Source organism: Streptococcus sp. SM3, assembly GCF_027497875.1.
On the sequence record NZ_JAJNSA010000022.1, the window covers coordinates 1 to 14,838 of the forward strand.

General features: G+C 42.9%; 15 protein-coding genes, 1 tRNA gene, 1 other RNA gene and 1 pseudogene. 14 read left to right on the plus strand and 4 right to left on the minus strand.

What is annotated here, in order from left to right; all coding sequences use genetic code 11:
* The 14 genes and pseudogenes from PAN06_RS05340 to PAN06_RS05405 all read left to right on the plus strand — a co-directional run.
* Positions 1-236, plus strand: a pseudogene (locus PAN06_RS05340) (sensor histidine kinase); the annotation flags it as partial.
* Positions 237-241: 5 nt separating this feature from the next.
* Positions 242-925 carry a response regulator transcription factor gene (locus PAN06_RS05345; protein WP_070664840.1) on the plus strand — a complete coding sequence of 228 codons (684 nt, stop codon included), beginning with the start codon at positions 242-244 and terminating at the stop codon, positions 923-925.
* On the plus strand, positions 922-2,220 hold the full coding sequence (locus PAN06_RS05350) for a sugar ABC transporter substrate-binding protein (RefSeq protein WP_269795788.1): 1,299 nt from the start codon (positions 922-924) through the stop codon (positions 2,218-2,220). Before PAN06_RS05345 ends, PAN06_RS05350 begins: the two co-directional genes overlap by 4 nt.
* A gap of 140 nt (positions 2,221-2,360) precedes the next feature.
* Positions 2,361-2,798 carry a PTS fructose transporter subunit IIA gene (locus PAN06_RS05355; RefSeq protein WP_003019069.1) on the plus strand — a complete coding sequence of 146 codons (438 nt, stop codon included), beginning with the start codon at positions 2,361-2,363 and terminating at the stop codon, positions 2,796-2,798.
* Positions 2,799-2,812: 14 nt separating this feature from the next.
* The gene (locus PAN06_RS05360) at positions 2,813-3,307 is read left to right on the plus strand and encodes a PTS sugar transporter subunit IIB (protein WP_000261775.1); all 495 of its coding nucleotides are present in this window, start codon (positions 2,813-2,815) and stop codon (positions 3,305-3,307) included.
* Positions 3,308-3,363: 56 nt separating this feature from the next.
* Positions 3,364-4,206, plus strand: a complete 843-nt coding sequence (locus PAN06_RS05365; RefSeq protein ID WP_003004789.1) for a PTS sugar transporter subunit IIC — start codon at positions 3,364-3,366, stop codon at positions 4,204-4,206.
* Positions 4,190-5,044 (plus strand): PTS system mannose/fructose/sorbose family transporter subunit IID, encoded by an 855-nt coding sequence (locus PAN06_RS05370; protein WP_173018936.1) that lies wholly within the window; start codon positions 4,190-4,192, stop codon positions 5,042-5,044. The genes PAN06_RS05365 and PAN06_RS05370 overlap by 17 nt, the downstream gene beginning before the upstream one ends.
* A gap of 101 nt (positions 5,045-5,145) precedes the next feature.
* Positions 5,146-5,439: a hypothetical protein gene (locus PAN06_RS05375; RefSeq protein WP_003004348.1), complete on the plus strand. Its 294-nt coding sequence runs from the start codon at positions 5,146-5,148 to the stop codon at positions 5,437-5,439.
* A gap of 129 nt (positions 5,440-5,568) precedes the next feature.
* The gene (gene groES / locus PAN06_RS05380) at positions 5,569-5,850 is read left to right on the plus strand and encodes a co-chaperone GroES (protein ID WP_003013619.1); all 282 of its coding nucleotides are present in this window, start codon (positions 5,569-5,571) and stop codon (positions 5,848-5,850) included.
* Positions 5,851-5,871: 21 nt separating this feature from the next.
* Positions 5,872-7,497, plus strand: coding sequence for a chaperonin GroEL (gene groL, locus PAN06_RS05385; RefSeq protein WP_003004647.1), 1,626 nt, complete (start codon positions 5,872-5,874; stop codon positions 7,495-7,497).
* 1,029 nt (positions 7,498-8,526) lie between these two features.
* Positions 8,527-9,261 carry a response regulator transcription factor gene (locus PAN06_RS05390; protein ID WP_031577029.1) on the plus strand — a complete coding sequence of 245 codons (735 nt, stop codon included), beginning with the start codon at positions 8,527-8,529 and terminating at the stop codon, positions 9,259-9,261.
* Between the two features lie 31 nt (positions 9,262-9,292).
* Entirely contained in the window at positions 9,293-10,579 is a 1,287-nt protein-coding gene (locus PAN06_RS05395; protein ID WP_269795789.1) for a GHKL domain-containing protein, read from the plus strand.
* A gap of 289 nt (positions 10,580-10,868) precedes the next feature.
* On the plus strand, positions 10,869-11,549 hold the full coding sequence (locus PAN06_RS05400; RefSeq protein ID WP_269795790.1) for an ABC transporter ATP-binding protein: 681 nt from the start codon (positions 10,869-10,871) through the stop codon (positions 11,547-11,549).
* A complete protein-coding gene (locus PAN06_RS05405) occupies positions 11,546-12,253 on the plus strand; it encodes an ABC transporter (RefSeq protein ID WP_269795791.1) in 708 nt (235 codons plus the stop codon). The genes PAN06_RS05400 and PAN06_RS05405 overlap by 4 nt, the downstream gene beginning before the upstream one ends.
* A gap of 132 nt (positions 12,254-12,385) precedes the next feature.
* On the opposite strand, the gene PAN06_RS05410 is transcribed toward PAN06_RS05405, so the two are convergent.
* The 4 genes from PAN06_RS05410 to PAN06_RS05425 all read right to left on the minus strand — a co-directional run bounded on the left by PAN06_RS05410 (position 12,386) and on the right by PAN06_RS05425 (position 14,777).
* Positions 12,386-12,919 (minus strand): hypothetical protein, encoded by a 534-nt coding sequence (locus PAN06_RS05410; RefSeq protein WP_269795792.1) that lies wholly within the window; start codon positions 12,917-12,919, stop codon positions 12,386-12,388.
* 249 nt (positions 12,920-13,168) lie between these two features.
* Positions 13,169-13,241 (minus strand) — tRNA-Lys (locus PAN06_RS05415).
* A gap of 5 nt (positions 13,242-13,246) precedes the next feature.
* Positions 13,247-13,439: non-coding RNA, 6S RNA (gene ssrS, locus PAN06_RS05420), on the minus strand.
* A gap of 66 nt (positions 13,440-13,505) precedes the next feature.
* Complete coding sequence (locus tag PAN06_RS05425; RefSeq protein ID WP_049473120.1) at positions 13,506-14,777, minus strand: replication-associated recombination protein A; 1,272 nt, start codon at positions 14,775-14,777, stop codon at positions 13,506-13,508.
* Positions 14,778-14,838 lie beyond the last annotated feature (61 nt).

A 14,838-nucleotide genomic window follows, 5' to 3' on the forward strand; every position in this document is an offset into this window, starting at 1 on the left:
CCAATGCGGTTCGCCACGGTCATGCCAGTCAGATGAGCCTTCATTTTTTTGAGAATGAAGAAGATTACCTGATCGAGTTGCAGGACAATGGGGTTGGGTTTGAAACCTTGACCTATGGCTATGGGCTCAAGCAGATGATGGAGCGCATTTCCATCCTAGGAGGACAGCTTCAATTTGAAAGTCGCGATGGATTTTTCACGCGCGTCAGTTTACCGAAATATAAAGAAGGGAAATAGAGATGGTGATAAAAGTAATGGTGGCAGATGACCAGGCCTTGATTCGAGAATCTCTGAAAATTATTTTGTCAGCCCACCCCGATATCGAAGTGGTGGCCACAGTGGAAGATGGGAATCATGTCTTGTCGAGCATTCCACAGACACATCCTGACCTGATCTTAATGGATATTCGGATGCCAGGCATGGATGGGGTTTTGGCGACAAAAGAAGTCAAAGAGCACTATCCGGATATCAAAATTATTATTTTAACGACCTTTGATGATGATGAATTTATCTATAGTGCGCTCAAGTATGGTGCTTCAGGTTATCTTTTAAAGGGAGCCTCGACAGAGGAACTCTATGAAGCGATTAAGGTGGTGCATCAAGGCGGAGCCATGATCAACCCGAATATCGCTAGTAAAGTCTTTCAAATTTTCTCACAAATGGCCAAAACCAACTTCTCTATTGCTGTAGATGAGGACAATGTCAAGGATTTGAGCACGACGGAATGGCGCATTATTCAAGAAGTCGGCTATGGGGAGTCCAATAAAGAAATTGCGGCCAAACTTTTCTTGTCAGAAGGAACCGTGCGCAATTACTTATCAACGATTTTGGCGAAATTAAACCTACGAGATCGAACGCAATTAGCGATCTGGTCAGTCCAAACAGGAGTGACGAGACGTGATTTTTCTAAAGGAAATACAGAATGAAATTGAAGCGAAAGCATCTTTGTTGGGGGATCGGTCTCCTTGTTGTGCTCTGTGCGAGCGCGGGTTTCTATTGGTGGAAACAGCAACCGACCGTCCTCCATATCGGCGTTTATGCAGGTTCTAGCTGGGATGTGCCGACCAGTCAACGTTCCCATGCCTTGGATCGTGCGATTCAAAAATTTGAAAAATCCCATCCTCATGTCCGTGTAGAGTATGAAAACGGGATTCCGCAGTCGGATTATTCAGACTGGCTCTCTGAAAAGATTGTCTCAGGAAAGACGCCGGATGTGTTTATGGTCTCTGAGCAAGATCTTTCTTTATTAGCAGCGCGAGGCGTATTAGAAAAGTTAAACGGCTATATGGATCGAAAAGATCAAGCAACATTTTATCCCGTTGCCTTTGAATCGGGTGTCTATCAGGGGCAAACCTATGCCTTACCTTATGAAAGCAATCCGATTTTGATGTGTGTCAATAAAGATCTCTTGGATAAAGAAGGCATCGCGGTTCCCAAAGAAGGTTGGACCCTTGAAGAGTTCTATACGATTTGCAAGAAACTAACCAAAGATACCAATGGGGATGGGCAATTGGACCAATTTGGGAGTACAGAATACACCTGGAAAGAAGCCTTGGCGGCAAATGGAGGTCATCTCTTCCAAGGAGGCATGCTCAAGCTGACAGCTCCAGAAGTCAAAGAATCTTTGACTTTTCTGCAAAAATTGGAAGATCTAAATAAAAATTACAAGGTGAGCTCTAAAGATTTTGACCAGGGGAAAGTCGCCTTCTATCCCATGACCTTGGCCCAATATCGGACCTATAAACCTTATCCCTACCACGTTTCAAAATATTCAAACTTCACCTGGACCTGTATCCCGATGCCTGCTAAGTCAAAAACGACCAAGGCAACCTTAGTCACGACGACTTCTTTTGCTATGTCAGCTCGGAGTTCTCATTCCAAGTTGGCTTGGGAATTGATGCAACTCTTAACAGAGGATCCCGAAATTCAACAAACCCTCTTTGCCCAATCCCAGGGGATCTCTGTCATGCCACAGGTAGTCAAGAGTCGCTCTAGTAAAGACCTTTTGCAGGTAGATGATTTTGGGACGGATTCCTTGACCAATCAGACCTTGAACCGCATCATGGAACAAGCTGTTGAAAGTAGTCCTAAAAATGTCTCAAAAGAGGTGTTAGAAAAGTTAGATTACTTGATTGGCAATGCCTTGCGCGATCAAGATGTTGAGAACCGCTTGCCTCAAATTCAGAGGGAGATTGAAAGTAGTCTACAGGTAGGAGTTTAGAGTAAAATAAGATGGCATTTTGTCAAGTGACAGATGTCATTTTTTTATTGCTAAATGTCATATTGGGAATGTGACATTTGACAATATAAAAACGCTTTCAAATAGTCTACAATAGAGTCAAATAAAGGAGGCGTAGAAAAATGAAATACCTCGTTTTGGTCAGTCATGGCGGACTGGCAGAAGGTCTAAAAACATCACTAGCCATGTTTGCTGGTGACAAGTTGGATCAGGTCATCGCAGTTGGACTCAAAGAAGGAAAATCAGTTGATGACTTCGCAGTTGATTTCAGAGAGAGCATTTCAGGATTGACAGCTGATGATTCTGTTTTGGTCTTGGCAGATATCGTAGGTGGTAGTCCATTAACCACTGCAGCCACGGTTCTAGAAGAAGCTGGAAAGCTCGATGGAGCCTTGATCCTTGGTGGGATGAACCTCACCATGGCCTTGACAGCAGTTGTGATGAAAGATGTGCTCGATGGAGACGATTTGTCAGCCACCATCTTATCAGAAGCACGATCTGCACTACAGCCTTTTGAAGTTTCAGCCACTAGTGCTGAAGAAGATGATGACGATATTTAATAGGGAGGTACCTTATGGTAGTAACATTTGTACGGATTGATGACCGCATGATTCACGGTCAAACAGTCACACGCTGGGCAAAGGAAAAACCATGTGATGGTTTGATTGCCGTAAATGATGCAGCAGCATCAAACAAGGTTTTGATCCAAGCTTACAAAGGCGCATCAGACAAGAAAACCTTTGTATGGACAAAGGAAGCCTTTAAAGAAAAATCAGCAAAAGTAACAGAATCAGATAGTCGTTACTTCTTGATCACCAAAAATCCAATCGATATGAAGGAAATTTTGGTCGACCAAGGGTTTGTCCCAGGTGATGTCAAAGAAATCATTGTTGGCCCTGCAAATGATCGTCCTGGAGCTGTGAAATTGGGAAATAACCAATCCATCACTCAGGAAGAAGCAGAAGCCTTCCAAGCCATTCAAGCAGCAGGCTACAAGGTGAAATTCCAATTGTTGCCAGATGTTTCCATCGGTTATTGGGATGATTTCAAATCAAAATTTGGTTTTTAAAACTAACAGTCCTATCTGTTAGGTAAATAAATTTACAAACAAAAGGAGCGTTTGTTATGACAATTTCATGGATTCAAGCAATCTTGCTTGGTATTTTCGCCAGCTTGTCTTCAATGCCTGGTATGGGGGGTTCCAGTATCGGGAACTATACACTCGGTCGTCCTTTGATCGGTGGGTTGATTTCAGGTTTAATTCTTGGAGATGTGACAACCGGTATTATGGTCGGGGTTGCCCTTCAAGTCGTTTATATCGCCTTGGTAACACCTGGTGGTACCGTATCTGCCGATGTGCGTGCCATCTCTTACATCGGTGTTCCTCTTGCTATCTTGTTTGTGCATGCCAATAACATCACAGATGAAGCAGGAATCGCCGCAGCTGCAGCTCCAATCGGTGCAGCCGTTGGGACAATCGGTACAGTTCTTTTCTACGGTACCGCTACTATGAACTTGGTATGGCAACACATTGGTTGGAAAGCCGTTGAAGAAGGAAACTTCAAAAAACTCTACGCAGTTGACTGGGTTTACCCTTGGATCTCTCATTTCCTCTTCTCTTTCCTTCCAACAATGATTATCACCAAATACGGTGAAAACATGGTTGATTTGATGAAACAATACCTTCCTATGGATGGTTACTGGATGAAAGCCCTCTTTACAGTCGGTGCTCTTCTCCCATGTGTCGGTATTGCCATCTTGTTGAAACAAATTGTTACAGAAGCAACTGACTTCATTCCATTCTTTGTTGGATTTACCTTGGCGAAATCTCTCGGATTGAACTTGGTATCCAGTGCCGTTGTTTCATTAATCTTTGCAGTAATCTACTATGAACTTGAAGTGATCAAATCGATGAAAGCTGCTCCAGCCGGAGTGGTGGACCAAGACGATGATGAGGAGGATATTTAAAATGGCTGATAGAAAGAAAATTTCAAAGAAAACATTAGCAAAAGCATTCCATCATTGGTATTATGGTCATTTGACTTGTTTCTCTCAAGAACATATGCAAACCTTCGGGTACTTGACTTCTATGCTTCCAATCGTAGAAGAAATGTATGACACAAAAGAAGAACAAAAGGATGCTATGCAAACCTATACGGCCTTCTTCAACACTGAACCACAACTTGGATCTCTTGTTGTAGGGATCACAGCTGGTTTGGAAGAAGCGCGTGCAAACGGAGATGCAGTGGATGGCGAAACCATCAACGGTATGCGTGCCGGTTTGATGGGACCAATCGCTGGTATTGGTGACTCATTGGTCGTTGGTACCTTGATTCCAGTTCTCTTGGGGATTGCCCTTGGCCTTTCTAAAGGTGGTAACGTCGCTGGTGCCCTCTTCTACATCGTCGTATGGAACCTCTTAGTCTACTTTGGTATGCGCTTTGCCTTCTTCAAAGGTTACCAATTAGGGGATAAAGCCGTTGAATTCCTTGTAGGACCAAAAGGACAAGCTCTTCGTAAAGCGATCAGCGTTGTCGGTGGTATGGTTATCGGTGCCGTAGCAGCTACTTGGGTATCTGTTACAACAGCCCTTCAATTCAAGAACGCTGAAGGAAAAGTCTTCTTGAACATCCAAGAAAAGATCGATGGTGTTTATCCAGGTCTCTTGACAGCAGCCTTCATCACTCTTTGCTGGTGGTTGATGTCTAAGAAAAAAATTTCACCAAACAAAGTCATGTTACTTCTCGTTGTAGTGGCTTTGATCGGTGTTGCCCTTGGTATCTTCGACCCACATCTTAAATACTAAGGAAAAGAAAAAACGAATTTGCTAGTAGGAGTTTTTGAGAATGAAGTGAATTGACCTCCTTTATTTGCACTTCATTCTCAATTTTTATCAGGAGGAATCCCATGGTTACAAAACAAGAACTTGTCAATGGATATGAAACAGAAATCAAGTACCAACGTCACATGCTTGAAAACCTTGGTCGTTGGTTCAGCTTACTCTTTATCATTGCCAGTATTGGTGTGGTATTGATCTATCTCTTTCACAAAAGTTTCCTCCCACTCTTGATCCTCGGGATTTTACTAGCCTTGGTTGGAATTTTAGGCATGATTGTTTTTGGATATGGCATCTACCGCGGGCGGATCAATCTTCAAAAAGTGATCGATGATTTCAATCAAAAATTGACAATTTTAAATTGATATTTTAGAAACATCTCATTTATTTTTGAGGTGTTTTTTTCTTGACTATTTCTGACCAAGTGATACAATAGAAACATAAGTTAGCACTTACGTATAGAGAGTGCTAAAAACACGTATGGAGGAATGAACATGTTAAAACCATTAGGAGACCGTGTGGTCTTAAAAGTAGAAGAAAAAGAACAGACTGTTGGAGGTTTTGTCCTCGCAGGTGCGAGCAAGGCTGATACAAAAACAGCTGAAGTAGTGGCCGTTGGTGAAGGTGTGCGTACCCTAAGTGGCGAACTCATTGCTCCAGCTGTAAAAGCAGGAGACCACGTTTTGGTTGAAAGCCATGCAGGAATTGAAGTGAAAGATGGGGAAGAAACCTACACCATCGTTGGAACATCAAACATTCTTGCAATTGTAGAGTAAGAGAAGAAAGAGGTAAGAGAAATGGCAAAAGATATTAAATTTTCATCTGATGCACGTTCTGCAATGGTCCGTGGTGTCGATGTCTTAGCAGATACAGTGAAAGTTACGTTGGGCCCTAAAGGACGCAATGTTGTTCTTGAAAAATCATTTGGTTCACCCTTGATCACAAATGATGGGGTAACTATCGCAAAAGAAATCGAATTGGAAGATCATTTTGAAAATATGGGTGCCAAATTGGTGTCAGAAGTGGCTTCTAAGACTAATGATATCGCAGGTGACGGTACAACAACCGCAACTGTTTTGACTCAAGCCATCGTCCGTGAAGGAATCAAAAACGTCACTGCAGGAGCTAACCCAATTGGCATCCGCCGTGGGATTGAGACCGCTGTTGCAACAGCAGTAGAAGCTTTAAAAAACAATGCGATCCCAGTATCGAGCAAGGAAGCGATTGCTCAAGTAGCTGCTGTGTCTTCTCGTTCTGAAAAAGTCGGTGAGTACATCTCTGAAGCCATGGAAAAAGTTGGCAAAGATGGGGTTATCACGATTGAAGAGTCACGTGGAATGGAGACAGAACTGGAAGTCGTTGAAGGCATGCAATTTGACCGTGGTTACCTCTCACAATACATGGTCACTGATAATGAAAAAATGGTGGCAGACCTTGAAAATCCATACATTTTGATCACTGACAAGAAGATTTCAAATATCCAAGAAATCTTGCCATTGTTGGAAAGCATTCTTCAAAGCAACCGTCCACTCTTGATCATCGCAGATGATGTCGATGGCGAAGCTCTTCCAACACTTGTCTTGAACAAGATCCGCGGTACCTTTAATGTCGTAGCTGTCAAGGCACCAGGATTTGGAGATCGTCGCAAAGCCATGCTAGAAGACATTGCCATCTTGACAGGTGGTACAGTCATTACAGACGATCTTGGTTTGGAATTGAAAGATGCAACCATTGAAGCGCTTGGTCAAGCAGCTAAAGTGTCAGTCGATAAAGACAGTACCGTCATTGTCGAAGGTTCTGGTAACCCAGAAGCGATCGCTAACCGTGTGGCGGTTATCAAGTCACAAATTGAAACCACAACCTCTGAATTTGACCGTGAAAAATTACAAGAACGTTTGGCTAAATTGTCTGGTGGCGTTGCCGTAATCAAGGTCGGTGCTGCAACAGAAACAGAATTGAAAGAAATGAAACTCCGTATCGAAGATGCTCTTAATGCGACTCGTGCAGCCGTTGAAGAAGGGATCGTTGCCGGAGGTGGTACAGCTCTTGTCAATGTCATCTCTGCAGTCGCAGCCCTTGAGTTGGAAGGGGATGAAGCAACAGGACGCAATATCGTTCTTCGTGCTTTGGAAGAGCCAGTGCGCCAAATTGCCCACAATGCCGGTTACGAAGGATCTATTGTGATTGATCGCTTGAAAAATGCCGAAGTCGGAACAGGTTTCAATGCTGCAACAGGTGAATGGGTGAATATGATTGATGCAGGAATCATCGACCCAGTTAAAGTGAGCCGTTCAGCCCTTCAAAACGCCGCTTCCGTAGCGAGTCTGATCTTGACGACCGAAGCAGTCGTAGCCAACAAACCAGAACCAGCAGCCCCAGCAGGACCAGGAATGGATCCAAGCATGATGGGCGGGATGATGTAACCTGATACCAATGATTGGTGCTAAAGCACCGAATCATTGGACGGTAGCCGCTATGTTGCGGCCTACCTAATCATCTTACTAGCTCAAAGGGAGGAAAATATCGTTCCTCCCTTTTCACGTCGTAACCCCTTGGTTAATTTATCAGGTGCATTTATTGTTATGGCAAGCACCATGGTGCCTTGCCGAAGTGTCTTACTAGCTCAAAGGGAGGAAAGTATCGTTCCTCCCTTTTTCGCGTCGTAACCGCTACAAATGATTGAGGCTATGACTCTCATCATTTGACGCCAGCCGCTATTGTGCGGTCTGGCTAATCGTCTTACTAGCTCAAAGAGAGTGGGACATAAATCGGTAATTCGTTAGAATTCGATTTCGTCGTCCCACCTCCGCACAGTTGAGTAGGGCTGTAAAAACTGATAAAATCAGCGTAGTAGAGCCCACTCAACCACTGTGTCTTGCTCGACAATCCAAAAATAATTGAGGGGCTAGGACTTTTGTCCCAGCCTCTTTTTATCGTGCTTTGGGATTTTCATTTGTTATGGAATAATATTTTTATTTTAAATTTTGTAACAGAAATGATAAATACTAGTTAAAGAGGACTTGCGTAGATGCTTGGGAATCAAGCGTTTGTTGTGTTTTCAGGCGGAGGAATATTTGCCAACAAATTGCAATACAAATTAACTGATTTTGTAATAATTCTAGTGTATACTAGTAAGAGTAGATCACAGGTCTACATTGTTGCAAGGGGAGAACTTCCCACATACATGTCTATTGACAATAAAACTTGATCGTAATATCGCTGTTAGTAAAATGAGAGTTTGAACATAGTGTAGATTTTATCGACCTTTTTCATATTAAAAAATATTTTTCAAATTCCCCTTGCGCAAGCTCTTCCGGATTCCTCCGGGAGAGTTTTTTCTTGTTAAGGAGAAAAAGATAGAATGCCTTTTGAGTCTACTTTGAAAGAGTGGCTCAGCAGCTATTATTTATGGTAAAATAGAACATATTCGTCGAGGGGAAGGAGTGAAGACTTTGTTGAAGATTTTTGTGTTAGAAGATGAGTGGATCCAGCAATCACGAATTGAATCGGTCTTGCAGGAACTTATCGCTCAGAAGTCCTTGCAATGCAAAGCGCCAGAAGTGTTTGGGAAATCAAGCCAGTTGCTAGATGCTATCACAGAGAGAGGCGCTCATCACCTATTCTTTTTAGATATCGAGATTAAAGGTGAGGAGAAAAAAGGTCTGGAGATTGCAAAAGAGATTCGTAAGAAAGACCCCCATGCGACCATTGTCTTTGTCACCACTCACTCTGAATTCATGCCCATTACCTTTCAGTACAAAGTAGCCGCCTTGGATTTTATCGATAAAACGCTGGGTGAGGAAGAGTTCAGAGAGAGAATCAGCTCAGCCATCGATTATACCTTGGAGCAAGCTGGGACCACGATTGCACAAGATGCTTTTACATTTGAGAGTGCGATGGCGCGTGTACAAGTTCCCTTTAATAAGATTTTGTATGTTGAAACGTCTCCAACTATTCACAAGGTCATTTTACACACCCAGGATGAGCGCTTGGAATTTTACGCTAGTATTGCCGATATCGAAAAAGCAGATCCCCGCTTGTATCGGTGCCACCGCTCCTTTGTGGTGAATCCACAAAATATTACGAAGATTGATAAGGAAGCCAAGAAAGCTTTTTTTGAAAATGGGGACAATTGCTTGATCTCACGGACCAAGTATAGAGGCTTACTGGAAGCTTTGAAAAAATAGAAGGGAGAAGGAATTGCTGTTAGATATTCTAATGTCTTACCTAAAGTTCTTCGTCAGCATGCTGATCTATCGTCATATCAGTAGACAAGAGTTCGCTTGGCGCTGGCTCTTTTTGTGCCCTTTCTTCTTTGCAGTCGTCTTTACCCTTGTGCCACCGGTAGGCTTTTTTGGCTATTTCTTAGTATTTATTGCCTATAGTTTCTATCGAAATCGTAACATACGACACCTCTTGAACATTTTTTATGGGCTCTACCCGGTTGTCGTGGAGAGTCTCATTGGGCGTCTCTTAGCCTTTTATGTCTTTCCGATGCTAGGGATTGTACTTGTTCGTGAGGCATCTGTCAGCTGGTATGATGCTCTACTTGAATTGCTGGTCTTTCCTGTTTATATAGGAATCACTAAATTGTTAAAACTAGATTTTACAGATCTAAAAGTAGGCTTTCAACGGCAGTATTTTAATCGTTTCTTACTCCCAATGGTTCTTTCCATGTTTGTGTATTTGCTCAGTGTTGTAGGTCTGGTGGTTTTTGAGGATATTATTCCGCATGCAGATGCTTTGCGGAAACAGTTAAATAGTATTTATTTGATTTTGTTTTTTGTGATGCTCTTGTATTTCAATGCAGTGTCCAAAGAACGATTGAAACAAGAGATTCTGGAACAAAAAGATAGGCAACTGCAGGAGTTAGCCACCTATAGCCAACACGTCGAAATGCTCTACGGGGAGATTCGTGCCTTTCGTCATGATTACCTGAATATTTTAACCAGTCTCAAATTAAGTATTGAGCACGAAGACCTCAATGCGATCAGGGAAGTCTATGAGAATGTTCTTCGAGAGAGTGGCCAGCAATTTTACAATAGTAAGTTTGATATTGCCAAACTCAGTCACATCGAAAATCCAGCTGTAAAAAGTGTTCTGTCCGCAAAATTATTGGAGGCTCAAAACAAAGGGATTGGGATCTCTGTCGAGATCGATGAACCTGTTCGAGATTTATTCATCGAGGTTTTAGATTTCATCACTTTCTTATCCATCCTTTGTGACAATGCTATCGAAGCGAGTCTCGAATCAGAGGACCCCCAGCTGACCCTTGCCATGCTTCAGGAGACGAACTCCCTCATCTTAATAGTTGAAAATAGTACAAAAGCTGAAAAAATAGATCTGGCGAGAATTTTTGAAAAGGACTACTCCAGTAAAGGAGAGGGCCGCGGTCTTGGCTTGTACAAGATCCAACAATTACTGGAAAAATATCCCAAAACGACAGTGTCTACCAAGAGTTCAAACTACCGATTTACCCAGAGCCTGACCTTTTGGAAGGAATAATAGAAGAGAGAGTGGGACAGAAATCGGTAATTCGTTAGAATTCGATTTCGTCGTCCCACCTCTGCACAGTTGAGTAGGGCTGTAAAAGCTGATGAAATCAGTGTAGTAGAGCCCACTCAACCACTGCGTCTTGCTCGACAATCCAAAAATAATTGAGAGGCTAGGACTTTTGTCCCAGCCTCTTTTTTGACCATTCGCGACGATTTTCTGACCGATTCTGACAGAGAGCCACAAAGCCTGTCCCTTTGAAGTATACTGTACACAAGATCAATAAGAAAAGAGGGATCCTATGTTTCAGGTAGCATCTATTACAAAATCATTTAAGGAGAAAGCTGTATTAAAGGGAGTGTCTTTTTCGATAGAAGAAGGAGACAAAATTGCCTTGCTGGGAAATAATGGGGCAGGTAAAAGCACCCTGTTCAATATTATCGCTGGACAGCTCCAGGCCGATTCGGGGACGATAAAGACTTCGCTTGATTTTCAAAGAGAAATTGGGATGATGCCTCAGGGGGATCTGCTCATCGAGGATCTAACCGTCGCTGAATTCGTCGAATTAAAAAGCCGGATGAATCAGCTGAAGCAGGCTGATATCAATGGACTCTTAGAGATGGTCGAATTGAGAGAATCAAGAGAGCAGATGGTGGGCAGTCTTTCCGGTGGTCAAAAGAGACGCTTGTCCTTGTTGTTAACCATTTTGAATCATCCAAGGTTGATTTTTTTAGATGAGCCAACGACTGGTATGGACTTGGAAGCAGTAGATAATTTTTGGAAATTGCTGGAGCAGCAAGAATTTACATCTGTTGTGGTGACCCATGATTTCAACCAAATTGATGCCTTTTTTACAAAAGTCCTGATTTTAAAAGATGGTCGAATTGCTGCCACAAAGGCTGTTGAGGATATTCACCAGGCTGGTCAAACCATTGAGCAGTATTTCCGAGAAGAGATGAATAAAGGAGGGGAACAAGCATGAGAAAGATTCAATTAAAACAAGTTTTACGAAATAAGCGCTTTGTATTATTCACCATTATTTTACCCATAGGCTGGTATATCTTCTTTTATCAGCTTCAAAAAGGAGTTTCGCCAAGTATTTTATTAGGCATTGCCGTCTTTATCGGCGTCATTGGCAATAGCCTTGCAACTTTTAGTAAGCGTATCGCCTCAGATATCGGCTTTTATTCTTTTGAATCCCACTTTACAAGCTATAGTGTCAAGCACTATTTATGGGATCAATCGATTGTACAACTGATTCTGAACAGCTTGATCTTTTTAGCGGTGCTAGTTGTTGCTGTCCTAGGTTTTCACTTTCCAGTGACGACTAGCCTGTTGGTACAATTTTTCCTCTTATCCTTGATGGGGATCTACTTTAGTGTGATTGGCTTTGTACTTGGGGTGAGGGTAGATGCCAAGACGATTGATACCATTGGCTTTCCTGTTATTATTTTAGCCGCCATGACCATTATTCCCTTTGATACGCTTGGCGCAAGTGGAGGATTTATGGACTTGGTTGGCAAGCTACAACGGGCTTTCCCAGGCTATTATTATACAAAGCTGATCCAAGATTTGACCGAGAAACAAACGATCGATGCCACCCAATTAGCGCTCTTTGTTGCCGTATTTGCATTGAATTTGTTATTTTTCTATCTGCTCGTACCCAAAGGGAAAATGGGGAACTAGGAGTAGTTAAAAAAGCCTTGAATTTTCAAGGCTTTTTCTTTTCTATAAAACGGTTATTCGGTATTCGTTCGTCAAATACTTGGAAAGATCTTGCTATTCTAAAATTCTAATGGAGGGCTTTTTTATTACATGCTAATAGAAAAAATCAATGCCGTAGTTTTCTTTTAGATAGGTCGCTAACTCGGCTTTTTCTTCCTCTCTAAATCGACAGAGGCTAAGGGCGAGACGCAATTTCAAGGTGCTTGTATTGATGATGATGTTTGATTTAGAAATATTTTCTAACTGGGTGACTTCTCTGAGGTTAAAATCTAAATAGCAAGCCTTGCTGTTGACATGATCAGGGTCGCTAACATCCACTTCGACATAAGATGCTCGCAACAATTCTTCTTTTGGAATGAAGATTTCTTTTGAGAAGAAAAGCCCAGGGTAGACATAAATACCTTCAAAGGTGAATTCAAAGGAGACTCTGTGGCTAGTTAGTCTTTTGATGCCTGCAATTGTTGCGTAGATAGCAGCGAAAAAGAGAATGGTTGAAATCACAGTGGGAAGATTTAGTCGAGAAAAGTCGATCAATCCATGAGCGGGAGAAAAGAAAAATTGAAAGGATACACCCGCCGCAAAGATTAGATAACCGACACCAACAAATTTTGAATAATAGATTTTCATTTTGGACTCCTTACATTTTAAATGCTATGAAAACTCGGAATTTCAAGTACCCTTATCATAGCGGATTCGGTGAAGAGCTGTCAAATGTTTGGTAGGGTTCAAAGCTGGTTTTTATTTTAAATGGAATAACAATGGTGCAGAATGATTTAACTTCGTACGCTAAATTATAGTATCTAAAAAAGTGAGCTAAATACTCTTAAGACAAGCAAAAAAGCCTTGGTTATCAAGGCTTTTACTGTTGAAGTTTGATGCCCCCTACAGGGCTCGAACCTGTGACCCATAGATTAAGAGTCTACTGCTCTACCAACTGAGCTAAGGAGGCAAATATAAAAAGCTGTATTGGTGCCGAAACTTCACGATTTGTATTGAACCCGCGCAATTAAGCAGGTGGGCAACTCGCTCTGACTTAGCTGCTTCCGCGTGAAACGGCCTGCATACTGCCAGAAGTCTTTTGTTTCCCTAATAATACAAAAAATAGTCGGTCAACACTTAAGTGTGAGTTCGTACACCACAGCGTTTCTATATGTATATGATACCACATTTTGGAAATATTTCAAGAAAAAATCTCATTTTTTTGAAACCGATGTCACTTTTTCTTAAATTGATCAATCTTCTCCTTGGTGGCTCCGAGAGCACGCTCGTACTTGCCATTTTCATTGGGAATAAAGTAGGAAGCGTGTTTGAGCTTTTCTGGCAGGTAGTCTTGCTTGACCCAGTTGCCAGGGTAGTTGTGGGGATATTTATAGTTTTGCGCATTTCCCAGTTCCTTGCTTCCGGAATAATGACCATCGCGGAGGTGGCGAGGAATGGGAAGGTTGCCAGAACTTCTAAGATCAGCTAGCGCCTTGTCCATGGCAACGTAGGCTGAGTTGGACTTAGGCGAAAGGGCTAGATCGATGACGATGTTGGCGATGAGAATGCGGGCCTCAGGAAAGCCGATGCGCTCCGCTGCCTGAAGGGCTGTTACGGTATGGATCTGCGCATCTGGATTGGCCAGGCCGATATCCTCATAGGCGATGACGGTCAAGCGACGAGCTAGGCTGGGTAGATCTCCAGCTTCGATCAAACGAGCGGCGTAGTGAAGACTGGCATCGACATCCGAACCACGGATAGACTTTTGCAGGGCAGAGAGCACATCGTAGTGGCCGTCTCCATCTTTATCCATGGTGATGTAACTGCGCTGGAGGCTGTTTTCCATGATCTCTAGCGTAATATGACGGATGCCTTCCGCATTTTCAGAGGTCGACAGCACAGCCAGATCGAGAGAATTAAAGGCGGAACGAAGATCTCCATTGGTCGAGGTAGCGATGAAATCCAAAGCGTCCTCATCGAGCACGACTGGAAAATCAAAGCCACGCTCGGGATCATCTAGCGCCGTTTTTAGAGCTTGCTTGACCTCCTCCGTCGTCAACGGTTCCAGCTCAAAGATTTGTACGCGGCTACGAATAGCGGGTGTGACAGAGAAAAAGGGATTTTCAGTCGTTGCACCGATCATGATGACTAGACCGCTTTCGAGCAAAGGCAGGAGAAAATCTTGCTTGGTTTTATCAAGGCGATGGATTTCGTCCAAAAGCAGGACCAAACCACCAGAAAATTTGGCCTCCTCTGCGATTTCTTGGAGGCGTTTTTTACTGTCAACCGTTGCATTAAAGGTCCGAAAGGCATACTTGGTCGTTCCTGCGATCGCAGAAGCAATACTGGTCTTTCCGATGCCCGGAGGTCCATAGAGAATCATAGAGGACAGACGGTTGGCTTCGACCATGCGACGAATGATTTTGCCTTCTCCAACCAGGTGCTGTTGACCGATGACTTGATCGATCGTCCGTGGTCGCATACGGAGTGCGAGATTGTCAGGCATTTCCTTCTCCTTTCTAGCTTTGTCTCCTTTCAAAGAGGCAGTTTTTATGGTAAGATTGTAG